Below are 24,507 nucleotides of genomic sequence, written 5' to 3' on the forward strand. Positions count from 1 at the left end.
ACAGTATAGATGATTTAAAAAATGATATTTTATAAAAAGGAAAATTTAAAAATCAGATTCGTTTAAGATTATGATTAGTTGTAATTATATGGGGATGTCTCAAAATAAAAATTTGGGTATCTCCTTTTTTGTATAAAAAAAGAAAAGAGGTTCTTAAGAACCCCTAATCTATTTCTAATTAAATTTTTTTATTTTAGAATTTATATTTTCAATTTAAAAACTTTAAAAATCAAATAAATATATCGTCTATTTTTATAATAAGAAATACACTTAAGTTTTATCATTAATAATTGTTATTTTCTCATATTTCTTTTTCCTCTAGACTTTTTTTTATTATTCTTTTTAATATTTGAAGCTATTATAAATATAACTAAGAGTACTAAAATAGCTATAATAATTTTAATAAAAATCATCAAAGTTTTATTTTCAGTTATAAATGGAAGACTACTATCAAGATTGTTTTTAGCAACTAAATCTATACTCTTTTCTAGTTTACCACTATTATATATATTTAAAGTACCAACCGTAGTACCTTTTTTTACAGGCAAATCAATTTTATCTAGTTCAGTTTTAGTATTGTAGTCACCTTGAGATTCATTTTGTCCTAAAGTTATCTTATAACTATGTTTTGGTTCATAAATTAATTCATGCTGTTTTGTAAATAATACTTTTTTAGTATCAGTATATTTTTCTTTATCAACAATAGTAGCACATTTAAAATTATCAAATCCATAATCAATTAAGATGCGTGAATCTAAATATAAATCGTAATTAGTTGAATTAAATACAGCAGCAATGACTCTTCTTCCATCTTTTACTGCACTAGATAAAAGACATTTACCAGCAGCATCAGTATATCCTGTTTTTATGCCATCAACTATGTCGTATTTTATATCTATAGATTGACCTTTATATGTAATCTTATCATGTGATGTTAAAAATTTATTAGTATTTACAAAATATCTTTCATAAGGGTATGCTTTTGTAGCATCAAACTTAAGTGACTTAGTTTTTACAATTTGTCTAAAAACATCATTATTCATAGCTTCTCTAGCCATAAGAGCCATATCATGAGCTGTAGTGTAATGATTTGGGTCTGGTAATCCATGAGGATTGTTAAAATGAGTGCCAGTAGCTCCAATATTTTTTGCCTCAGAATTCATAAGGTCAACAAATTTTTGTACATCTCCTCCACCAACATATCTAGCTAATACAAATGCAGCATCATTAGAAGAATGAATTAAAAGAGCGTTTAATAATTGTCTTACAGTGAAAGCTTCTCCTTCTTTCAGGTACATACTAGAACCCTCTATCTGAGGTAGGTTTTTAATTTCTATTACTTGATTTAAATCCTTAACCTTTTTCAAAACTAAACAAGCTGTCCATGCCTTAGTTGTTGAAGCTGGATAAAGCTTAGAATCTCCAGATTTATTATATAATATTTTTCCAGTTTCATAGTCCATTAAAACGGCATGTTTGGCAACTATAGCTGGTTCATCATCTGCAAAAGATATATCAGAACTTCCTAAAAATGAAGCAAATATCAAGAAACAGATTAATAAAAGTGATAAATTTCTTTTCATTGTGAGCCTCCAAAATTTAAATTCATCTTTTAGTATAGCATATTTTTGTCAATAATTAAAATAAAGGAGTGATTAATATATGAAAAAAAAGGTAAAAATTATTTTGTTTTCCATCATATGTTTTTTAACATTATCAGCAATAATCATTAATCGGCTAGATATCTTTAAAGAAGATATTTATGTTGTAAGTAAAAATAATTCACATAATGAAAAAACAGATAAGGTAGACAAAATAGTTAAAAATGAAGGTAATCAGCATAATAAAGATGAGGGGAAAATAGATAAAAATATTCAAATTAATAAAATAACTATATACATAAGTGGAGCAGTAAATAGACCGGGGATTGTAACTATAGAATCAGATAAGAGACTTTATGATGCTGTAGAATTATTAGGTGGAACAACAAAAGAAGCTGATTTAAATGGAATTAATTTATCACTAAAGTTAGAAGATGAACAACATTACATAATACCTAAAATAGGAGAAACAATATCTGTTACAAGTAGTAGTGATTCTAATAAATTAAGTCTAAAAAAAGAACCTAAAAATGAATCTGAAAGTAAAAATAGTAAAAATCTATCTGATAAATCAAAAATAAATATAAATACAGCAACATTAGAAGAACTGGATGCTTTACCTGGAATTGGAGAGGCTACAGCTAATAAAATTTTACAACATAGAGAAGAAAATGGACAGTTTGCTTCAATTGAAGATATAAAAAATGTGAATGGTATAGGAGATAAAAAATACGAAAATCTAAAAGATTTAATTTGTACAGACTAAAAATATAATACAAAACTCACTTATAGATATGGTATTATAAATATGTATGTATATGTGTGTATATGTGGAAATTTAGTAAAGGAGGTACTTTTATGAAGAAGGAACAAAAAAAACTTACAGAGATGACAACAGCAGGTGGATGAGCAGCTAAAATAGGGCCAGAGGTTCTGGCATCAGTTTTATCTCAACTGCCTAAAAATGATAATATAGAAAATTTATTAGTAGGATTAGATACAGCAGATGATGCTGCTGTGTATAAATTAAATGATGATATGGCACTTATTCAAACACTGGATTTCTTTACACCAATGGTAGATGACCCGTTTGTGTTTGGTCAAATTGCTGCATCAAATTCACTATCAGATGTATATGCTATGGGAGGAAAGCCTTTAGTTGCAATGAATATTGTTTGTTTTCCATCATGTCATGATATGGATGTACTTGCAGAAATATTAAAAGGTGGATTTGATAAGGTAAAAGAAAGTGGTGCCCTATTAGTTGGAGGTCATACTGTAGATGACCAAGAACCTAAATATGGTCTTTCAGTTTCTGGAATTGTAAATCCAAATAAAGTTTTATCAAATGCCACTGCAAAGCCTGGTGACAAGTTAGTTATAACAAAGCCAATCGGTGTGGGTGTATTAAATACAGCCATGAAAGAAGGTATGGTAGAACAACATATATGTGATAAAGTAGTAGAAATAATGATACATTTAAATAAATATGCAGCAATGAGTTTTGATAGAATTGATGTAAATTCAGTTACAGATATCACTGGATTTGGTTTACTTGGGCATGCCTTAGAAATGGCTAAAGCTTCTGAGGTAAGTCTTGAAATTGATTCAAAGCATGTTCCAATTATCGAGGGTGCTATAGAAATGGCAGAAATGGGAATCATACCTGCTGGAATGTATAAAAACATGCATTATGTATCAAAGGATGTAGAAGTTGTAGGAGATGTAAAAGTTGCAGTTCAAGATATTCTATATGACCCACAAACTTCTGGAGGGTTATTGATTTCTGTAAAAGAAGAACTAGCAGAAGAGCTTGTAAGAGATATGAAGTTAAATGGAGCAATAGAAGCAAAAATCATAGGTTCTGTAGTGACAAAAGGGGAAAAATATATTACAGTTTTATAAAATATTATATATAGAGAAAGAGTGATTATTTTGAGCAAAAGAGAATTATTTGCAATGTTACCTTCAGTTGATGAAGTATTAAGTGATAATAGAATAGTAGAAATAATAGAGGAATATCCTAGAAGTTTAGTTTTAGAATCTGTAAGAGAAGTGATAGATTTTAAGAGACAATTTATATTAAGATTAAAAGAAGATGCATCTAATTCTGTAACAATAGAATTTGATGAAATAATAGAATCTTCAATAGAGAGAGTTAAATTAAATTACTCATTATCATTAAAAAAAGTTATAAATGCAACTGGTACAGTTATTCATACAAACTTGGGGAGGTCTTTACTTAGTGAAGATATAAAAGATGAATTATGGTGTGCTGCTTCAAGATATTCAAACTTAGAATATGATTTGGATAATGGAGAAAGAGGCTCAAGATATTCTCATTTAACTAATACAATAAAAAGACTTACTGGTGCAGAAGATGTACTAGTTGTTAATAATAATGCAGCAGCAGTGCTTCTTGTACTTAGTACAATGGCCAAAGGAGGAGAAGCAATTGTATCACGTGGAGAGCTAGTGGAAGTAGGAGGTTCTTTCCGAATTCCAAGTATAATGGCTCTTAGTGGTGCAGAATTAGTGGAAATAGGTTCAACTAATAAGACACACTTAAAAGATTATAAAGAAGCTATTACAGAAGAAACTAATGTATTGATGAAAGTTCATACAAGTAACTATAGAATTATGGGATTTACAGAGAGTGTATCTATAGAAGAGCTAGTTAATTTGGGTAAAAAATATAAGTTACCTGTAATAGAAGACTTAGGAAGTGGAGTATTTATAGATTTATCAAAATATGGATTATCTTATGAACCAACTGTATTAGATTCTATAAGACAAGGTGCGGATGTAGTTACTTTTAGTGGAGATAAAATGCTTGGTGGACCACAAGCAGGTATTATAGTTGGGAAAAAAGAGTATATAGAAAAAATGAAGAAAAATCAACTTACTAGAGCTCTTAGGGTCGATAAGCTTACAATATGTGCCCTTGAAGCAACTTTAAGAATGTACCTAGATGAAACAAAAGCTGTGGAAAACATACCTACTTTAAAAATGTTGACATATACCATTGAAGAATTAGAAGCAAAGGCAAACAAATTATTTGAAAAAATAACTACCTTGAATCTAAATGCTAAAATAAACATAGAAGATGGATTTTCTCAGGTGGGAGGAGGGTCTATGCCTCTTGAAACGATAGCCACAAAGGTAATAACAATAACTCCTGAGCATATGAATGTTTCGTCTTTAGAAAAAAAATTAAGACTCAGTGAAGCTCATATAATAGCTAGAGTATATGATAATAAATATGTTTTAGATGTAAGAACTATATTTGATGATGAATTTGATGTAGTAGTTGAGGAATTAAGAAAAGCCTTTAATTAACTAAATTTGAGATAGTAATACTGTTAATTTTAATTGAAAATTAGAAGCATTTAAGCTTTGATAGGGGGCAAAAAATGAAAAACGTAGTAATTGGAACAGCAGGTCATATAGACCATGGAAAAACAACTCTTATAAAAGCATTGACTGGAAGAGAAACTGATACATTAGACGAAGAAAAAAAGAGAGGTATATCAATAAATCTAGGGTTTACTTATTTTGATTTACCAAATAATAGAAGAGCTGGTATCGTAGATGTACCAGGACATGAAAAATTTATAAAAAACATGCTAGCTGGAGCATCAGGACTTGATATAGTTTTACTTGTTGTAGCAGCAGATGAGGGCGTTATGCCACAGACAGTTGAACACTTAGATATTTTAAGTTTTTTAAATATAAAAAATGGAATAGTAGTTTTGACTAAATCTGATACTGTAGACGAAGAATTTAGAGAACTAGTAAAAGAAGATATTTGTGAAAAAATAAAAGGTACTTTTCTTGAAAGTGCAGAAATAATTGAAGTTGATTCTGTATCTAAAAAAGGAATAAATACTCTTATTGAAAAAATAGATAAGATGAGTGAGGCAATAGAAGATAAAAACGAAAATTCTCCAGCAAGACTTAATATAGATAGAGTATTTTCTATAAAGGGATTTGGTACTGTAATAACAGGTACCTTAATAGAAGGAAAGATAAGTATAGAGGATGATTTGGTTATATATCCACAAGTATTAAAAACAAAGATAAGAAGTATACAAGTTCATGGGGAAAATAAAGATACAGCTTATGCAGGACAAAGGACAGCAATCAACATATCAAATGTAAAGGTAGATGATATAAAAAGAGGAGATGTCTTGGCGGCTCCAAATTCATTAGAAGAATCAATGATGTTAGATGTAAAATTATCATTAGTAAATCATTTAGAAAAAGGGATAAGACATTGGGATAGATTGAGATTGTATCATGGTACTAGAGAAATACTTTGTAGAGCAGTTCCACTAGATAAAGATTTAATTGAAAATGGAGAGAATGGATATGTTCAGCTAAGACTTGAAGAAAGTATAGTATCTAAGAAGGGTGATACTTTTGTTGTCAGACGCTATTCTCCAATGGAAACTATAGGTGGAGGTGTGATAATTGACCCATCTCCTAAAAAGCATAAGAGATTTGATGAAAAAGCTATAGAGGCATTAAAAATAAAAGAAAAAGGTGAACTTAAAGATATAATAGAAGAATACTTAAAGAGAAACCTAAAAAATTATCCAAATATAAAAGCAATAATGAGCTATAGTGGTGCTCATGAAGAACATGTAAAAAGAGCTATTGAGATACTTATATCAGAAAATAAAGTATTGCCTATTGGAAACATGTACATGCATATAAATCAATATAATAAACTGAAGGAAAGCACGATAAATCTTTTAAGTGAGTACCATAAGAAGTATAGATTGAGAAAAGGTATGTTAAAAGAAGAAGTAAGGTCCAAGGTAGAAAGTAATTTTAAGACTAGAGAAATGGATATTTTACTAGAAAAATTATCTACAGAAAATATTATAAAAATAGAAAATAATATAATATCATTATTTGATTTTGAAGTTATCTTAAATGACAAACAAAGAGAAATAGCAAAAAAAATAGAAAAAAGGCTAAAATCATGTGGAGTTTCTTCAATATTGACAATAGATGAAGTTTCTGAAGGAAATCATAACTATGCTGAAGTATTAGAGTCAATGATAGGTAACAAAGTAGAGAAATTGGATGATTTGTATATAATGGATAAAGATATTTATGAAGATGCAAAGAATACTTTAATAAATTATATAAAAGAAAATAAGGAAATAACACTAGGAGAATACAGAGATTTGATAGATTCTAGTAGAAAAAATTGTATGATTATATTAGAAAACTTTGATAGAAATAAAATAACTAAGAGAATAGAAAACAAAAGAATTTTGTTTTAGCGGAAAATGTCTGTTTTTGCTTTGAGGTATAAAGAAGGAATTATAATGTCGAGTATCGTATAAATTAATTAGTATAAAATATTAATTAAGAGGAAGTGTAAAGTATTGAAGAATATAATACCTGCTGTGAAACCAGATATAAAAGAAAGAGAAGACATGAGCCTTTTATTTATAATAATGGGCTCAGTGCTTTTGTTATTTATTATAAAAGATACAAATAAATATGAAATTTTACTGCATGCTGTATATGCTACATTCTTAATAGCTACAGGGATGATTATATTTAATACTACAAAATTTAAGGTAGATTCATTTTCTACATTTTTGGGGTTAGTATTTGCAGCAACTGGAGTATTGGAGTGTATATATTTATTTAATTGTTTAGGTGCTAGAGAAGAAGTTATAATTGGAACTAACATTACAATATCAGCAATAACAGATTTATTTCCTATACTAGGTGTGTATTTAAGTTTTAAATTTGTTAAGGATAATAAACAAATTCATTCGAGCATAATTTTATTTGTAGTAGCTGTAGTTTTGACAACATCATCTTTATTCATAATATCTGGAATTTGTAACTCTTTAGACAGAGGGACATTACACTATACCTTAGGGGTTGTTACATCTATATTTATGATAATTGCCTCTATTATGAGTGGAATTGAACTAAACTCAAGTTCAAACGTAAATAAATGGGAATATAGTGAAAAAAAGTTTTTTAATAGAATAATAATAATAACAATCTTATCAAGAGTTCCAAATTTACTACATATAGTAATTGGTAATAGGCATATAGAAGGTATGTTATCACAAATAATAATAAATGTATCATTATACTATTTATATAATTATATAGTATCTAAGAATATTAAGAAAACAGCATTGGAATTACATGATACAAATGAAGAATTAACAATAAAAACGGAAAGTTTGAAAGAAAAAAACAAAAAATTAATATATGAAACAGAAAAAATAGAAGAACTTAAAGAAATACTTATAAAAAGAGAATTACGATTACAGTCTACTTTAGATGTTGCTGTAAATAGTATAGTTGTGTTTAGTAAGGATGGAGAAATTACATATGCAAATAAAAGTTTTAGAAATATTTTTGGAGATTATAAAGAACAAGGTAAATTAAGTAATAAAGTTAAAAATTTTAATGACTTAATAGAAAGCATTAATTATGTATTTATCAATAAAAAAAATATAGAAAAATTTATTGATACAAGTGATAATAAGGTTTACCAAGCTATATTTGCTCCTTTAATCATAGCTACACAAATAGAAGGAGTCTTATGTGTATTAAAGGATAAAACTAAGAAAAAGGAATATGAACGAAAATTTATTGAAGCAAATAAGAGAAGTGAAGACTTTTTAGAAAGTGTTGGAGATGGTATAGTAGTACTTGAAGGTAGTAATAAAATATATGTAAATAATGCATGTAGACAAATATTTAAAGAGACGTTAGAAAATATCGATTTTTCATCAATATGTAAAAGTGAAGAAAGTATAGAAAAAAGGTATGTAATAGAGGGTGAAGTAAAATATGTAGAGATGAGTTTTTCTCATTATAATAATGAAGGAACTTATAAAACTATTATTGTAATACGTGATACAACTTCTCGAAAGATATCACAAATAAAACTTGAAGAAAGTCAATCATCTTATTCAAGATTTATAGATATACTACCTGATGGTATATGCTTGTTAAGAGAAGACTTAAGTGTAAATTATGCAAATAAGTCATTTTTAGATATGCTATCTTTTACAAGTATAGATGATGTAAAAGATTCTAATATTAAGATATTAATGAATGCAAATACTGAAGAAAAAATAAAATTTACTGAAAATATGACTAAAGTTTTAAATGAAAATAAAAGTATACTTCTACTAGAATATGAATTAATAAATAATTATGATGATATAGTAGAAGTAGAATTAAGTGCATTACCTTTTGCGATATATAACACTAGATATATAATGCTTATTATAAAAGATTTAGCACATAAAAAATACTCTGAACAAGCTGAAAAAGAGTTGCTTGAAAGATTTAAAACAGATAAAATAAAAACTGAGTTTTTCGCAAATATGTCTCATGAGTTAAAAACACCATTAAATGTTATATCAAGTTCAAATCAATTGGTAGATTCTTTTTATAGAAGCGAAAAAATAAAAGACTATAATAATAATATTAAATCTCATGTTGATTTAGTTAGACAAAGTTCCTATAGACTTCAAAGATTGATAAATAATATTATAGATTTGACAAAGATGGAGTCAGGGTTTTATACACTTAAACTTGCAAAATACAATATTGTATCTGTAATAGAAGATTTGTTTATGAATATAGAAGAGTATGCAAGTAGAAAAGATATAAGAATTCTATTTGATACAGAGCTTGAAGAAATCAATGTTTATGTAGACAAGGCTGAAATTGAGAGAATTATGCTAAATCTATTATCAAACTGTATTAAATTTACTGATAATGGAGGATGGATATATGTAAACATTTATTATAAAATAGATAAAGTAATCATAAGTGTTAAAGATACTGGCGTTGGTATACCTCAAGATAAATTGGAGTTGATTTTTGAAGAGTTTTCACAAGTTGACAAGACTTTATCTAGAAACACTGAAGGAAGTGGAATAGGACTTGCTATAGTTAAGAACCTAGTAAGTCTTCATGGTGGAGATATAGAAGTAATAAGTGAAGTTAATAAGGGTACAGAATTCTTAATTTCACTGCCAATGAAAAGTTTTAGTAATGAGTACTATACAGAAGATAAGAGAATATATAATCTTCAGGAAAAAATAAAAATAGAATTTTCTGATATATATTATTAAAAATTTATTATAATTGTAAAAATAACATATTCTATATTTAGTATAGTATACTATAAAAGCTAGACTATCATAAAAAGGAGTTTTTATGTTAGTCTAGCTTTTGTTAAAGTTAAATGTATTTTGTATCTATATGTGGGAGCATATAATTTCTAAATTACCTTCAAATCCAAAATCTCCAAAGCTATTTGGTAATATAAAATGCATACCTTTTTTTAAATCATATTCTATAGAATTGTGTATCAATTTACCAGCTCCATCAAGTACACTGTACAAAGAAAAAGGTGTGTTGTGAGTAAAATTACATTTTCCAAAAATGTCTAATTTATAAACACTAAAAAATTCATTTGATACAAATGTTGTACATTTAAAGCTTGGTGTTGATACAGTTTTATAATCAGTATCAAAATTTGTATGAGGGACATTTGTAACTTCTATTGATTTTTGAACATGAAGTTCACGTTTATTTCCTAAGTTATCGGTTCTATCATAATCATAAACTCTATAAGTGGTATCTGAATTTTGTTGAGTTTCTAAAATTAATGTTCCTTTACATATAGCATGTATAGTTCCGCTTGGAACATAGAAAAAGTCACCTTTTTTTATATTAACTTTTCTAAGCAGTTTGTCCCACTCATTATTATTTATCATTTCTATAAATTCTTCACGAGATTTTGCATTGTGACCTATTATAATTTCTGCATCCTCAGAACAGTCTATTACATACCAACACTCTGTTTTACCTAATTCTCCATTTTCATTTTTTTGAGCATATTCATCATTTGGATGAACTTGAACCGATAAATTGTCATTGGCATCTAGTATTTTTGTAAGTAAAGGGAATTTATCTCCAGGTGTATTACCAAACAATTCTCTATTTTTCTCCCATAATTCAGATAGCTTTTTATCTTTATATTCTCCATTCTCTATCAGACAATCTCCATTTTTATGAGAACTTATAGCCCAACATTCACCTGTTGTTGGTGATTTTATCTCATAGTTAAATTTATCTCTAAGTGCAGTGCCACCCCATATTCTATCCATAAAAATAGGTTTTAAAAATAATGGTTCCATAATATTGTTCCTCCTATAATATTAAATTTATCCTACAAATAATTATATATAAATAGATTATAAAATCAATAGTAAAAAAGTTTTGTCCCTTGAAATGACATAAAGTATAAGGAGTTATGAAACAAGATAAACTATGATATATAATATAAAGGTTTAAATTGGAGTGATAATCATGGAGAGATTTAAAGAAGAAAATCAAAAATATAAAAAAGAATTCTTGAAATTGTTGGAGGAATGGGTAAGTATACCTTCCTTTTATGATAAAAATACTGTATCTAAAGATATGCCTTTTGGAAAAGGTGTATATGATGCATTAAACTGGTTTGAAAATTTAGGTAGAGAAAACAATTTCACTGTTAAAAATATAGATAATCATGCTGTTTATATTGAATATGGAGATGGTAAAGATTATATAGATATATTTGGACATTGTGATGTTGTAAATCCAGGAGAAGGATGGGATAGTGAGCCATTTAAGCTAGATATTATAGGTGATAAATTAGTTGCTAGAGGTGTTTCAGATAATAAGGGTCCTATGATAGCAAATTTTTTGGCATTAAAAATGATAAAAAGTCTAAATATAGATTTAAAGAGAAAAGTTAGATTAATTGCTGGAGGAAATGAAGAAAGTGGATTTAAGTGCATAAAGCACTATTATAGCAAAGAACCACATGGTGTATATGGATTTACCCCAGATGCTAAATTTCCTGTACTAAATGGAGAAAAGGGTGGAGCAATAATAAAGCTAATGCTGGATATAGATGATAAATATCTAGATTTAAGTGGTGGAATAGAGTTTAATACAATTCCAGATAAAGTGTATATAAAAAATATTAAAAATTTAAGTAATGACTATATAAATTCTGATTTTAATAATGTTTCAATAAGTTTTAATGATGGTAAGTATATTGTGAATGGGAAAGGTGGACACTCATCTAAACCTGAAAAAGCAATAAATCCCATATTAGATACAATTAAAGTTTTAGCAGAAAATCTTGATGAAGATTGGGCAAAAGACTTGTATAAGCTAATAAATAAAGATAATATAGATGGAAAACTGTTTGGCTTAAATGTTGAAGGGAAATGTGGAATTCTATCAATGGTTCCGACAATAATAAATATAAAAGATGGAAAGCTTGAAGTAATTTTAAGTGTTAGATATCCTGAAGTATTGACAGTTGAAGAGATAATAGAAAAATTTGATTTGTATATAAAAAGAAATAATATTAATAAATTTGAGTTTATTGGGGAAAATTTAAAGCAAGCAAATTATATAGATGAGAATTCAAAACTTGTAGAGAGTTTACATGAGATATATGTAAAGTATTCTGGAGACTCAAAAAGTGTTGTTAGAGTAACCAGTGCAGGAAGCTATGCAGCTGAAATGAAGAACTCAGTAATATTTGGGTGTGAATTTCCTGATGGTAGTTTTGGAAATGTTCATAGTGCAAATGAATTTGCCAGCTTAGATAGATTTATAACTGCGATAGGTATCTATGCGGAGGCAATAGTTACATTATGTAATAATATATAAATACAAAATGTCCCTTATATAGACATATTATATATACAATTAAAAATTTATTTGATATATAATTGAAATCAAAGAGAAGGTGATACAATGATAACTAAGAAACATGCAGTAATAGTAAAAAGTTTAAGCAATAAAGATGGATATATGACATCAAATGAACTAGCTATTAAATTAGATGTATCTACTAAAACTATTAAAAGATATATAGCAGATTTAAATGGTATTTTGAGTAAGTATGATTTAGAAATCGATTCTTCAAGAGGCATAGGATATAAGTTAAGTGGCTCTAAAACTAACATAGCAAAGGCTGTTAAAGAAGCAAATAAATATATAAATGGTTTCTTGGATGATTCTGAAGAAGCAAGGATATCAAATATAATATGTATGCTGATTAACAGAAATTATATGAGTATAGAAGTAATGGCAGAAGAATTAAATCTAAGTATAGCAGCCATAAATAAATTATCTAGTAAGCTTAAAAGAAAACTTGAAAAGTATGACTTAGTTATAAAATCTAAACCTTATTATGGAAGCTATATATATGGTGAAGAAATTAATATAAGACAGTTGATTACTGATTATGCAATAAAGTTGGATGAGAAGAGTAAAATCAAAGTATTTTTGGATGATATCAGTGAAAACGATATAAATTGCATAGAAAGTATTTTAGAAAAGCATTTAAGAGAAAAAGAAACAATAATTTCAGATAAAGATTTTAATCTTTTACTTTCAAAAATAATAGTTTCTGTGTTTAGAAGTAAGAGAGGTCATAGTAAAAATATAAATTTAATAGATACAGGATATAGATTTCATAATTACAGTTTTATAGAAAAGCTTATGAAAGAAATATCTGATAAGGTTGGATTTAAACTTATTGAAGATGAAGTAATTTATATTTCAAATTATTCTGGTGTAATAGCATATAGAGGTGCACAGGGAATAAAAAATGCAAGTGAAATTGAAGAAAGAATAAGTTGTGTTATAAGTAGTGCTCTTCAAGATATACTACTTATCTCAGGAAGTGATTATACAAAAGATGAAGAGTTTATGATAGCGATATCTGACCATATAAAGAGGTTTTTAAATAGAGCAAAAGCTAATATAAAATCTAATAATCCACTACTTCATCAAATAAAAGAGAAATTTCCAATAGCTTTTAACTTAGCTGTGTTTTTATCAAATAAGATAGAAACTGAATTTAATTTAAAATTAGATGAGGATGAACTTGGATATATAGCTATTCATTTTGCTGCTTCAAATGAAAGAATGAAAAAAAATACAAGTAAGAAAATTTGTATAGTTTGTCACTATGGTATAGGTACAGGTCAGCTTCTTTCTGAAAAATTAAAGCAAAATATAAGTGATTTAAATGTTGTAGGTGTTTATCCATTTAGATATCTTGATATGGCAATAAGTCAAGATGTTGATTTGGTAGTATCGACGGTTGAATTAAAAGGATATGAAAAGCCAGTACTATATATAGAAAATATTTTTGATGATAGCGTAATTGAAAACGTAAACAAAGCCTTTTATGAAAAGGAAGAAAGAAGAAAAATAATAAGTAATATGTTTGATGAAAGAGCTTTTTTCAGTATAAAAGCAAATACAAAAGAAGAAGTTATACTTTCGCTTTCAAACAAGTTAAAAGAAAGAGACTTTATAGAAGAAAGTTCAATAAAAAGCATAATAGAAAGAGAAAATATTTCATCAACTGAAATAGGAAATCTAGTAGCTATACCTCACACAATAGTGAAGGGAGATAAAAAATCTATAATCGGAGTTGGAATACTTGAAAATCCAATAATTTGGGATAAACAAGAAGTTCAACTAGTATTTATGGTATTTTTTAATACTAAAGAAAAACATAATTTTTCAATATTTAAATACCTTTACAATTTTATAAAAGATGAGGGTGGTGTAAGAGGAATTATTAAAATATGTGACTTTGATAAATTAATGGCACTAATAGGTAATTAAGGAGGAAATTAACAATGGGAACAAACATATTTAACAAAGAATATGTATTTTTAAATACTGAGGCTAAGTCTAAGGTTGAGGTTTTAAAATTTATAGCAAAGAAAGCTAAAGAATTAAATTTAACAGAAGATGAAAATCTAGTATATGAAGGTTTAATAGCTAGAGAAGAGCAATTTACTACAAATCTAGGAGAATCTATAGCAATACCTCATACTAAAAATGATGCAATTGAAAATCCAGCAGTAGTGGTACTAAAGTTTAATGATGATGTTGTTTGGAACGAAGGTGAAGACAATGTCAAATTGGCAATAAGTTTACTTATGCCAGGAAAAAGTAAAGAAAACATACACCTTAAATTATTATCATCTCTTTCAAGAAAATTAATAAATAAAGATTTTAAAGATTCTCTTTTAAAGAGTGATAATGTGGAAGAAATCGCTAATTTAATAAATGAAGCTTTAGGTTTATAGATAAATACTAAGGTTAAAATAAAAAAATAATTAAAGTAAATAGGAGGAATTTAAAATGAATAAAAAATTAGTAGCATTATGTGCTTGTCCAATGGGACTAGCTCACACTTTTATGGCAGCAGAAGCAATAGAGCAAGCTGCAAAGGCATTAGGTTATGAAGCAAAAGTTGAAACTCAAGGTGCAGATGGTGTGCAAAATGAATTAACAAGAGAAGACATATTAGGAGCAACTATGATAATACATGCAGTAGCAATAACACCAGAAGGTATGGAAAGATTTGATGGTTGTGAAGTTTATGAGGTTGAATTACAAGAAGCTATAAAGAATGCAGAAGGTGTTATAAAGGAAATAGAAGAGGATTTAGGAATATAATAAATTTACTGTGGAGGAAATAGAATGGCAATCAAGAAAAAAGTTATAAACAGTTCAGGTGCTTCTACAACAGGAGGCAATAACGCAGGAAAAACTACTCCATCTAATCCAACTCAATCAAAGGGAAATGGAAAGTGGAAAGAAGTTAGTAAACATATAATGACAGGTATATCGTATATGATACCAGTCTTAGTAATGGGTGGACTTATAGGAGCTTTATCTCAATTAATACCATATGCAATATTAGGACTTGACCCATCTGTAGGTATAGTTGATGCTATGAACTCAGGTGAATTTACAGGATTTAAGCTTAGTCTTTTAAACATGGCACAATTAATGTCAAACTTCGGATTTACTCTGTTTGGATTTGCAATACCACTATTTGCAGCATTCTGTGCAAATTCTATAGGTGGAAAAACAGCCTTAATCGCAGGATTTATAGGTGGATATGTAGCTAATAAACCTGTAGGGGTACCACAATTCGTAGATGGACAATGGACAGAAGTTGTACCAGTTGCATCAGGATTCTTAGGTGCAATATTAATAGCATTTATAATAGGATATTTTGTAAAATGGTTAAATAAATCTATAAAAGTTTCTCATAACTGGTTAGCTTTTAAAACAACATTTTTAATACCACTAATAGCATCATTAACTTGTATGGTATTGATGATATTTATAATAACTCCATTTGGTGGATTAATTAATGAAAGTATGAAAAACTTCTTAACAGCAGCAGGAGCAGCAGGAGAGTATGTATATGCAACAGCTTTAGCAGCAGCTACAGCATTTGACTTAGGTGGACCAATAAATAAAGCAGCAGGATTCGTTGCACTTGGTTTGACTACAGAAAATGTATTACCAATAACAGCAAGAACAATAGCTATAGTTGTTCCTCCAATTGGATTAGGACTTACAACTTTATTAGATAAAAGATTAGTAGGAAGAAGAGTATATGATAGACAATTCTATCAAGCAGGAAAAACTTCTATATTCCTATCATTTATGGGTATATCAGAGGGAGCGATACCATTTGCACTTGAGAGACCAGGTTTTGTTATACCTTTAAATATAGTAGGAAGTATAATAGGAGCTATTACAGGTATAATTTTAGGGGCAATTCAGTGGTTCCCAGAGTCGGCTATATGGGCATGGCCTTTAGTAGATAACTTATTTGGATATGTAATAGGTATAGCAGTTGGTGCTATATTCATAGCTGTAGGGAATGTATTTTACAGAAATAAATTAATAAAAGATGGTAAACTTGTTGTAGATTATATTGATTAATTTATAAATTTTACTATCTAGAATAACTTTGGCTGGTAATATTGATTGAAACAATATTACCAGCCTTACCTATATGACTAATTAAGGGTGGTGAAGATAAAATTATGAATAAAATAGAAAAAATAAGAAAGTATCTTAAAGAGTATAATATAGATGGAATTCTTATTAATAGTTCTACCAATAAGTTTTATATTGGAAATTTATTTAGTTCATCAGGTTATGTTTTTATAACGAAAGATAAACAATATATAATAGTAGATTTTAGGTACTTTGAAGAAGTTAAAAGAAAATCAGATTTATTTGATGTTATATTAATGGATAAAAATAGAACGTATTTTGACATAATTAATGATATTTGTAGAAATAAAAATATAAAAGAAATTGGCTTTGAAGGAAGTGAAGTATCTTTTGACTCATATAAAAGTATGAGTAACAAGTTAAATGTAACTTTAAAATCAGTTGATTTATCTACTCTAAGAAAAGAGAAAGATGAAGATGAAATAAAATATATAAAAAAAGCTTGTAAAATAGTAGATGCTACATTTTATCATATAATTGACTTTATAAAAGTTGGTATGAGTGAAATGCAAGTAGAAAATGAAATTGTACGATTTATAAAAGAATTAGGTGGACAAAAAGAGTCATTTGATACTATAGTTGCATCTGGTTTGAGAGGAGCCTTACCTCATGGAAAAGCAAGTGAAAAAATTATAGAGTATGGAGATTTTGTTACATTCGATTTTGGAGCAAAGTACAATAATTATTGTTCAGACATTACTAGAACTATTTGTATGGGAACTACAGATAAGGAGCTTGAAAAAATATATAATATAGTAAAGAAAGCTAATGAAGAGTGTATAAAGGTTTTAAAGTCAGGTATGACTACTGGTGAAATAGATAAGGTTGCAAGAGATATAATTGGTTCATATGGATATGGTGATAATTTTGGTCACAATTTGGGGCATGGAGTAGGTATTATGGTTCATGAGTATCCAGCATTAGCTCCAGAATCAAATGAAGTATTAAAAGAAGGTATGATTGTAACTATAGAGCCTGGTATATATGTACCAGAACTTGGAGGAGTAAGAATTGAAGATGATGTACTTATAACTCAAGATGGATGTATGAGACTTACTACATCTACCAAAGATTTAATAGTAATAAATTAAAAATAAATTATAGCTAAGTATTTTTATAATAATAAGAAAAGACGAGGTAAATTTAAATGTATAATTTTGATGATAGACCAGATAGAGTAAGTGAAAAGTGTAGAAAGTGGGACTTAAACATTATAAAAGATAAATTTGGAGATATTAAAGAAGATTTTGTGCCAATGTGGATTGCTGATATGGATTTTAAAATACCAACAGAAATAGAAAATAAATTTATTGAAGCTGTAAAAAGAGGTGTATTTGGATATACATACTGTTATGACGAATTTTATGATTCAGTTATTGGGTGGCAAAAAGATATGCATAAAGTAAATGTAGAGAGAGAATGGATTACATTGACTTATGGAACTGTGTCAACACTTCACTATGTAGTACAAGCTTTTTGTAAAAAAGGAGATAGTATAATATTAAATACACCAGTTTATGACCCATTTGAATCATCAGCTAAAAAGCAGGGTGTAAATGTAGTTTGTAATACATTAGATGTGATAAATGATAGATATTATATAAATTTTGATAGATTAGAATCTCAAATTAAAGAAAATAAACCTAAGCTAATGATGTTTTGTACACCACATAATCCATCAGGAAGAATTTGGTCAATTGAAGAAATGACGAAAGTAGCAATTATATGTAAAGAAAATAATGTTATTTTAGTTGCAGATGAAGTACATGCAGAGCATATTCATTATGGAGAATTTAATTCTATTCTTAAGCTTGAAAGGGAACTTTTAGAAAATATTATCCTATTGACATCACCAAATAAAGGTTTTAATCTTGGAGGATTAAAGACTTCTTATTCAATAGTCATAAATAAGGATATAAGAGATACTTTTAGAAATAAATTAAAACAAAATTCTATAACTTCTCCAAATGTGTTTGGAATAATAGGATTAATAACAGCTTATGATGAGTGTAGAGAGTGGTTAAGTGGTGTAAATAAATATATAAAATCAAATTATGAACTTTTAGAAACTTGGGTAAATAAATATAGTAAGATAAAATTGATGAAGATGGAATCATCCTACTTAGCTTGGATGGATATAAGTGGATTAGGTATAAGCGCAAGTGAGTTTACAGATAAGTTGGCTATAGATACAGGAGTATTGTTAGAAGATGGAAGTCATTTTGTAAAAGATGGTGAGAACTATGTTAGAATAAATTTAGGAACTCAAAAAGAAAACGTAATTGAAGCTTTAAATAGAATGGATTTGTTTGTAAAGTCACTATAAAAAGTTAGTTGTATTATTTATTGAAAATATAAAAATGTAGGTTGTTGTAGGGATATACTAAAAAACATCAAAAAATAAGGTTTATAGACAACAAGATGTAATTCAATTGTAAAAGTAAATATATTTAATGATAGGCATTTCTGATGAAATGTCTATTTTTATATATGTTTTGTAAAGTTTCCTTTACAAAAATAAAAGCAAGTGCTATATTATAGATGTAAAGGAAACTTTACAAAAAGGAGGAAATATTTTTGAAAAACCGTGTAGAAAATTTAAGAAAGAAAAAAGATCTTAATCAAGAGGACTTTGCAAAAATTCTTAAGGTTTCAAGGCAGACGATTAGTTCTATTGAAAATGGAAAATATAATCCATCTTTAGAACTTGCATTTCAAATATCTGATTTTTTTGAAATGTCGATTGAAGAAATATTTTTATGGAAGGAGATATAGTTCATGGAAAAGAGAAATTTAAGAATAGGAATTGTATTTGTAGTTTTAGGTGTTACTTTCTTGTTTCTTTGTTTAATGACTGGTAATAAGTTAGGTTCTTTGTTTGCTGGATTAGCAGGAGGATTTGGATTTGGTGGAATTTCTGCAATTTATCGATATTTTTACTGGAATAAGCATAAAGAGGAATACAAAGAAAAGCTTGAAGCAGAAGACATCAATCTTCATGATGAAAGGAATGTTATGTATAGAGATAAAGCAGGAAGATATGCTTATATTGTGTGTATGATAATAATTCCTATATCTGCTTTTGTTTTCTCTGTACTACATGCCTTAGATATATACAACTCATTGGTAATCATTATATATCTATCTGTTTTATGGATTGTTTTGTATGTTGTAGGTGTTATTTATTATCGAAAGTTAAAGAATAATGGGTAGTGTTTTATATAAATTAAACTATAAATATGGTATATACATAAGTACAATTTGTTTTAGACTACTTAGTATATACCATATTTTATATAAAACTTAAATTTACATTAGTTATATTAGAGTTATTTAAATTTGTATGCATAATAGATATAGTTATTATTTAAACTCATTATTTATTGAATTTTTCAATAGAAAAAGCTTTGTCTGTAAGTTTAAAATTATTTTGTATGCCATTAGTTAAATATACTTTTTTATCTTTGGTTATAAATATAGCATCTACATTATCAATACTATTAATTAAATCCATACCTTTTTCAAGTCCAAGTCCAAATGTAGAAGTAGATAAAGCATCACAATTAATAGATTTATCAGATATTATTGTAACACTACTTAAGTTGTTCTCAAAAGGGTATCCTGTAAATGGATTTAACATATGGTGATATATTTTGCCATCTTTTTCTATAAATCTCTCATAAATTCCAGATGTAACAACAGATTTATTTGTAGTTTCTATATTTCCTATAGATTCTCCATTTTTGCTAGTTGGGTCTTGAATACCAATTTTAAAAGGTTTGTTATTTTTGCTATCTTCTAGAGTAAATATATTACCTCCCAAGTTTACTAAAGCTTTTTTTACACCTTCTGATTTCAAATAGCCTACGATTTTATCAGCAGCATATCCTTTAGCTATTGCCCCTAAATCAATTTTCATATCTTCTTTAGCTAATTTTATAGATTTATTTTTTTCATCTAATATAATATTTTTGTAATCAATGAGAGGAAGAAGTTCGTTTATCTCAGAGTCATTTGGGATTTTAGCCTTGTCTGTTCCAATTGCCCATAGATTGGATAGTGGACCAATTGTTATATCAAAGTATCCATTTGACAACTTAGAGTATTCTATAGCCTCTTGTACAACAAAAAATGTATCATCAGAAACTTTGACAAAATCTTTACCAGCATTATCATTTATTTTAGAAACATCGCTTCCTGGTATATGAGTACTCATCTTGTTATCAATATATCTTAAAATTGAATCACATTCATTTAAAATTTTATCACTTTTTGATTCTTTTGTATTAAATATAGTAACTTCATTTACTGTACCAAGGTAATAGCTTGTCTTACTATATTTAGTATTTTGACTTGAACTCCTAAAAAATGAAAATAAAATTAATGCTAAAATCAATATCACAAAAATAAATGTGATTTTTTTCTTATTCATGGTATATTCCTCCTATGAAATTGTGTTATTATTTTATTATAGCATAATTTCATAGGAGGACAAAAAATGAAGAAAAAAGACATTCTTCTTATTTTAGGTGTTTTGATTGTTATCACAGCATGTTATGGAATAATAACTGTTATAAATTCTAAAAATGCTGGAAGTATTGAAATTTATGTAGATAATAAATTGTATAAGACTGTTTCAATAAATGCCAAAGAAGAATTTAAAATAGAAAATAGAGGAGGGTACAATATAGTTAAAATTCACGACAAAGGTGTAGAGATAATAGATGCTTCATGTCCTGATAAGGTGTGTGTACATACAGGTTTTATAAACAAACCAAGCCAAAGTATAGTTTGTATACCTAACAGAGTGAGCATAAAAATAAATACTAATGAAAAAAATGACAATCAAGAGGATATAATTTCTAAATAAAACAATAAATAAAAATAGCTGAAAGGAATTGGTGATAACTATGGTTAATTTAGGAAACGATTGGAATGAATTATTAAAAGAAGAATTTGAAAAAGAATATTATTTAAATTTAAGAAAATTCCTTATAGATGAATATAAGACACGTCAAATTTTTCCTAATATGCATAACATATATGAAGCTTTAAAACACACTTCATATAAAGATACAAAAGTTTTAATACTAGGACAAGACCCCTACCATGGAGATAATCAAGCTCATGGTTTAGCTTTTTCAGTTCAACCACAAGTAAAAACTCCACCATCTCTATTAAATATGTACAAAGAGTTAAAAGAAGATTTAGGATGTTTTATACCTAATAATGGATACTTAATGCCTTGGGCAGACCAAGGTGTTTTACTTTTAAATACAGCACTTACTGTTAGAGCACATGAAGCTAATTCTCATAAAAATAAAGGGTGGGAAATTTTCACAGATAGAGTGATTTCTATTTTAAGTGACCGTGAAGACCCAGTAATTTTTGTATTGTGGGGAAGTAATGCACGTAAAAAAGTAGAATTGATTGATACAAGTAAGCATTATATTTTGGAAGCACCTCATCCAAGTCCATTATCAGCAAGTAAAGGTTTTTTTGGATGTAAGCACTTTTCCAAGATAAATGAAATTCTCGAAAAGCTAGGAAAAGAACCTATCAATTGGCAGATAGAAAATATATAAAGATAAAAGGTAACAAAACGATAACAAAACAACAATAAACAATGACATTGTTGTAACTAATAGAAATATGCTTTAATAGTTGAAAATACTATATATGCATATTTCTATTTTTTTGTCAAGTTGACAACTCTTGAAAAAATAGTTACAATTTAGTTACACAAAAAACAAAAAAGAAATTTACGAAGCAGAATATTACGAAGCAAAATATATAGTGTAAAAAATTTGAGGGAGGAAATTTTATATGAATTTAAAGAAATTGAGTAATGTTAAAGTCTCGGCAATGGCGGTTGTTTTATCAGTTGGAATTTTATCAGGATACTCTGCACTTAATAAACAAGTAACATTGGTAGTAAAAGGAGAAGAGAGAACTGTATCTACATTTAGCTCTAATGTAGGAGACCTTTTGGAAGCTCAAAACATTAGCTATGATGGAAATGATATAGTTAGTTTGGATGTAAATTCAAAGTTATCTAATGGAGATAAAATAGAAGTAATTGATGTTAAGGAAAAAACAGTTGTAGAGACTAAAGACATTCCATTTGAAGTTACAGTTGTTGAAGATAGCTCTTTGTCAAAAGGAGATTCTAAAGTTAAAGAAGAAGGAAAATCTGGTAAAAGTGAATTAGTATATAAAGAAACTTATCACAATGGTAAGAAAGTAGAAAAGGAATTTGTGAAAAAAGTTGTTACATCTGAGCCAGTTAATAAAGTTGTAAATAAAGGAACAAAAGTAGAAATGCAAGTAGCTTCATCAAGGGGAGAAAGTTCAAGAAGGATGGCTTCATCTTCTTCAAGTAGCAGTAGTAGTAACAATGGTAGAAGTATGAGAGTTGTAGCAACTGCATATTCTGGTCATAGTATAACTGCAACAGGAACAAAGCCTAAGTGGGGAACAATAGCTGTAGACCCTAAGGTTATACCATATGGAACGAAAGTATATATACCTCAATTTGATATGGTATTTACTGCTGAAGACTGTGGTGGTGCAATAAAAGGAAATAAAATTGATATATTTATGAATGATTCAAAAACAGTTTATAACTGGGGAAGAAAAACTATAGATATACGTATATTAAAATAATTAAATAATTTGTATTTATACTGGAAATTATATTTTGATTAAATAGAGGAAAAATTCTTTATAGATAATTAAAATATGGTTTCCAGTTTTTAAGTCTATAAATATAATAAGCAGATATATAAATATTAATTGTTATAGATAAAAACTATTTAAAATATGATTTACTATCAAATTAATCTATAAAAATTGTTGCAAAGAGTCAAAATATATGATATTATAGATTTCGTTGAGAAACGTTTCATTATGGGAGTGGATGGGTGCCGGTGTGCCCTCTAGTCTTCAAAACTAGTATGAGGGGTTAAGAGCCTCTTAGGTGGGTTCGATTCCCACGCATTCCCGCCAGTATAAAGGGTATCTTTTAATATTAAAAGATACCCTTTTGAATTTAAAAATTATTTTGAGATAATTTACTTTTAGTGATATATTTTTAGTGACATATAATATTTAGTATTATATAATGGAAATTTTCTAATACTAATATTATGTATATAAAAGTCTAGGAGAGTGGAAAATGGAAAATAACTTTACAACGAGAACTAGTTTTCTAGTTGGAGATGATGGGATAGAAAAACTTAAAAATTCAAATGTAATAGTATTTGGAGTTGGAGGAGTAGGTAGTTTTACTGTTGAAGCTTTAGCAAGAGCTGGAGTGGGTAATCTCACTATTGTCGATTTTGATGATGTAGATATAACAAATATAAATAGACAAATACCAGCACTACATTCAACTGTGGGAAAATATAAAGTTGATGTTATGGAAGAAAGGATTTTAGATATAAATCCTAATATTAATATAAAAAAAATAAGAAATCTTTATAATAAAGATACTAGCAGTGAAATATTAATTGAAAAATATGATTATGTTGTGGATGCAATAGATATGGTAAGCTCAAAGATACATTTAATTGAAACATGTGAAAAAAAAGGTTTAAAAATAATAAGCTCTATGGGGATGGGAAATAAATTAGACCCAACTAAAATAGTTGTTACTGATATACACAAAACAAGTACTTGTCCTCTAGCTAAAGTCATGAGAAAAGAGCTTAGAGACAGAGGAATTAAAAAATTAAAGGTAGTATATTCAACTGAACAACCAATAGAACTTAAAAAGAAAGTTATTAATGGTAAAAAGGTAACACCAGGTAGTGTATCATTTGTGCCATCTGTTGGAGGATTAGTAATTGCATCTGTAATAGTTAATGAATTATTAGGGGAATAAATGTTAAATGTTTTATTTATAAATTTTATAGACACATTTTAAAGGCTAAAAGCATCAATATAAAACCATTTTATGTTGATGCTTTTAGCC

Annotated in this window: 21 protein-coding genes and 1 tRNA gene; 19 read left to right on the forward strand and 3 right to left on the reverse strand. The window is 27.8% G+C overall.

Annotation, left to right across the window (positions count from 1 at the left end):
• Positions 1–293: 293 nt before the first annotated feature.
• Entirely contained in the window at positions 294–1,583 is a 1,290-nt protein-coding gene (locus KGF48_RS04220; RefSeq protein ID WP_227867766.1) for a D-alanyl-D-alanine carboxypeptidase family protein, read from the reverse strand.
• Between the two features lie 79 nt (positions 1,584–1,662).
• Here KGF48_RS04220 and KGF48_RS04225 point away from each other — a divergent pair, with 79 nt between their 5' ends.
• The 5 genes from KGF48_RS04225 (at position 1,663) to KGF48_RS04245 (ending at position 9,742) form a co-directional block, all read left to right on the forward strand.
• Positions 1,663–2,367, forward strand: a complete 705-nt coding sequence (locus tag KGF48_RS04225) for a DUF655 domain-containing protein (RefSeq protein ID WP_227828174.1) — start codon at positions 1,663–1,665, stop codon at positions 2,365–2,367.
• Positions 2,368–2,459: 92 nt separating this feature from the next.
• On the forward strand, positions 2,460–3,506 hold the full coding sequence (gene selD, locus KGF48_RS04230) for a selenide, water dikinase SelD (protein WP_227839960.1): 1,047 nt from the start codon (positions 2,460–2,462) through the stop codon (positions 3,504–3,506).
• Positions 3,507–3,560: 54 nt separating this feature from the next.
• Complete coding sequence (gene selA / locus KGF48_RS04235) at positions 3,561–4,940, forward strand: L-seryl-tRNA(Sec) selenium transferase (protein ID WP_227842364.1); 1,380 nt, start codon at positions 3,561–3,563, stop codon at positions 4,938–4,940.
• Between the two features lie 74 nt (positions 4,941–5,014).
• Entirely contained in the window at positions 5,015–6,898 is a 1,884-nt protein-coding gene (selB, locus tag KGF48_RS04240; protein WP_227828175.1) for a selenocysteine-specific translation elongation factor, read from the forward strand.
• Positions 6,899–7,003: 105 nt separating this feature from the next.
• The gene (locus KGF48_RS04245) at positions 7,004–9,742 is read left to right on the forward strand and encodes an ATP-binding protein (RefSeq protein WP_227839964.1); all 2,739 of its coding nucleotides are present in this window, start codon (positions 7,004–7,006) and stop codon (positions 9,740–9,742) included.
• Positions 9,743–9,868: 126 nt separating this feature from the next.
• Here the strand turns inward: KGF48_RS04245 and manA are convergent, their stop codons facing one another.
• Positions 9,869–10,813 (reverse strand): mannose-6-phosphate isomerase, class I, encoded by a 945-nt coding sequence (manA, locus tag KGF48_RS04250; protein WP_227828177.1) that lies wholly within the window; start codon positions 10,811–10,813, stop codon positions 9,869–9,871.
• A 172-nt stretch (positions 10,814–10,985) separates the two neighbouring features.
• Between manA and KGF48_RS04255 the strand changes: the two genes are divergently transcribed.
• From KGF48_RS04255 to KGF48_RS04295, 9 genes are all read left to right on the forward strand, one after another.
• A complete protein-coding gene (locus tag KGF48_RS04255; protein ID WP_227828178.1) occupies positions 10,986–12,347 on the forward strand; it encodes a Sapep family Mn(2+)-dependent dipeptidase in 1,362 nt (453 codons plus the stop codon).
• Positions 12,348–12,434: 87 nt separating this feature from the next.
• Positions 12,435–14,324, forward strand: a complete 1,890-nt coding sequence (locus tag KGF48_RS04260; RefSeq protein ID WP_227839972.1) for a PTS sugar transporter subunit IIA — start codon at positions 12,435–12,437, stop codon at positions 14,322–14,324.
• Between the two features lie 14 nt (positions 14,325–14,338).
• Positions 14,339–14,794 carry a PTS sugar transporter subunit IIA gene (locus KGF48_RS04265; protein ID WP_227828180.1) on the forward strand — a complete coding sequence of 152 codons (456 nt, stop codon included), beginning with the start codon at positions 14,339–14,341 and terminating at the stop codon, positions 14,792–14,794.
• A gap of 55 nt (positions 14,795–14,849) precedes the next feature.
• Complete coding sequence (locus tag KGF48_RS04270; RefSeq protein ID WP_227432546.1) at positions 14,850–15,167, forward strand: PTS fructose transporter subunit IIB; 318 nt, start codon at positions 14,850–14,852, stop codon at positions 15,165–15,167.
• Positions 15,168–15,191: 24 nt separating this feature from the next.
• A complete protein-coding gene (locus KGF48_RS04275) occupies positions 15,192–16,454 on the forward strand; it encodes a PTS fructose transporter subunit IIC (protein ID WP_227839974.1) in 1,263 nt (420 codons plus the stop codon).
• Between the two features lie 104 nt (positions 16,455–16,558).
• A complete protein-coding gene (locus KGF48_RS04280) occupies positions 16,559–17,623 on the forward strand; it encodes an aminopeptidase P family protein (RefSeq protein WP_227839976.1) in 1,065 nt (354 codons plus the stop codon).
• A 56-nt stretch (positions 17,624–17,679) separates the two neighbouring features.
• Entirely contained in the window at positions 17,680–18,858 is a 1,179-nt protein-coding gene (locus tag KGF48_RS04285; protein ID WP_227867767.1) for an aminotransferase class I/II-fold pyridoxal phosphate-dependent enzyme, read from the forward strand.
• Between the two features lie 251 nt (positions 18,859–19,109).
• Complete coding sequence (locus KGF48_RS04290; protein ID WP_227867768.1) at positions 19,110–19,307, forward strand: helix-turn-helix transcriptional regulator; 198 nt, start codon at positions 19,110–19,112, stop codon at positions 19,305–19,307.
• Between the two features lie 3 nt (positions 19,308–19,310).
• Complete coding sequence (locus tag KGF48_RS04295) at positions 19,311–19,745, forward strand: tellurium resistance protein TerC (RefSeq protein ID WP_227828185.1); 435 nt, start codon at positions 19,311–19,313, stop codon at positions 19,743–19,745.
• 163 nt (positions 19,746–19,908) lie between these two features.
• Here KGF48_RS04295 and KGF48_RS04300 read toward each other — a convergent pair whose 3' ends face one another.
• Complete coding sequence (locus KGF48_RS04300) at positions 19,909–20,964, reverse strand: FAD:protein FMN transferase (RefSeq protein WP_227867769.1); 1,056 nt, start codon at positions 20,962–20,964, stop codon at positions 19,909–19,911.
• Positions 20,965–21,030: 66 nt separating this feature from the next.
• On the opposite strand from KGF48_RS04300, the gene KGF48_RS04305 reads away from it, so the two are divergent.
• The 5 genes from KGF48_RS04305 to KGF48_RS04325 all read left to right on the forward strand — a co-directional run bounded on the left by KGF48_RS04305 (position 21,031) and on the right by KGF48_RS04325 (position 24,417).
• Positions 21,031–21,402, forward strand: a complete 372-nt coding sequence (locus KGF48_RS04305; protein WP_227828187.1) for a NusG domain II-containing protein — start codon at positions 21,031–21,033, stop codon at positions 21,400–21,402.
• Positions 21,403–21,442: 40 nt separating this feature from the next.
• Entirely contained in the window at positions 21,443–22,117 is a 675-nt protein-coding gene (locus KGF48_RS04310) for a uracil-DNA glycosylase (protein WP_227432554.1), read from the forward strand.
• 241 nt (positions 22,118–22,358) lie between these two features.
• Entirely contained in the window at positions 22,359–23,198 is an 840-nt protein-coding gene (locus tag KGF48_RS04315) for a 3D domain-containing protein (RefSeq protein WP_227839981.1), read from the forward strand.
• A gap of 245 nt (positions 23,199–23,443) precedes the next feature.
• A tRNA-Sec gene (locus KGF48_RS04320) sits at positions 23,444–23,540 on the forward strand.
• A 169-nt stretch (positions 23,541–23,709) separates the two neighbouring features.
• Positions 23,710–24,417 carry a tRNA threonylcarbamoyladenosine dehydratase gene (locus KGF48_RS04325; protein WP_227839982.1) on the forward strand — a complete coding sequence of 236 codons (708 nt, stop codon included), beginning with the start codon at positions 23,710–23,712 and terminating at the stop codon, positions 24,415–24,417.
• The last annotated feature ends 90 nt before the right edge of the window (positions 24,418–24,507 follow it).

Origin of the sequence: Clostridioides sp. ZZV15-6388 (assembly GCF_020657755.1) — a bacterium.
In the GTDB taxonomy this organism is placed as follows: domain Bacteria; phylum Bacillota; class Clostridia; order Peptostreptococcales; family Peptostreptococcaceae; genus Clostridioides.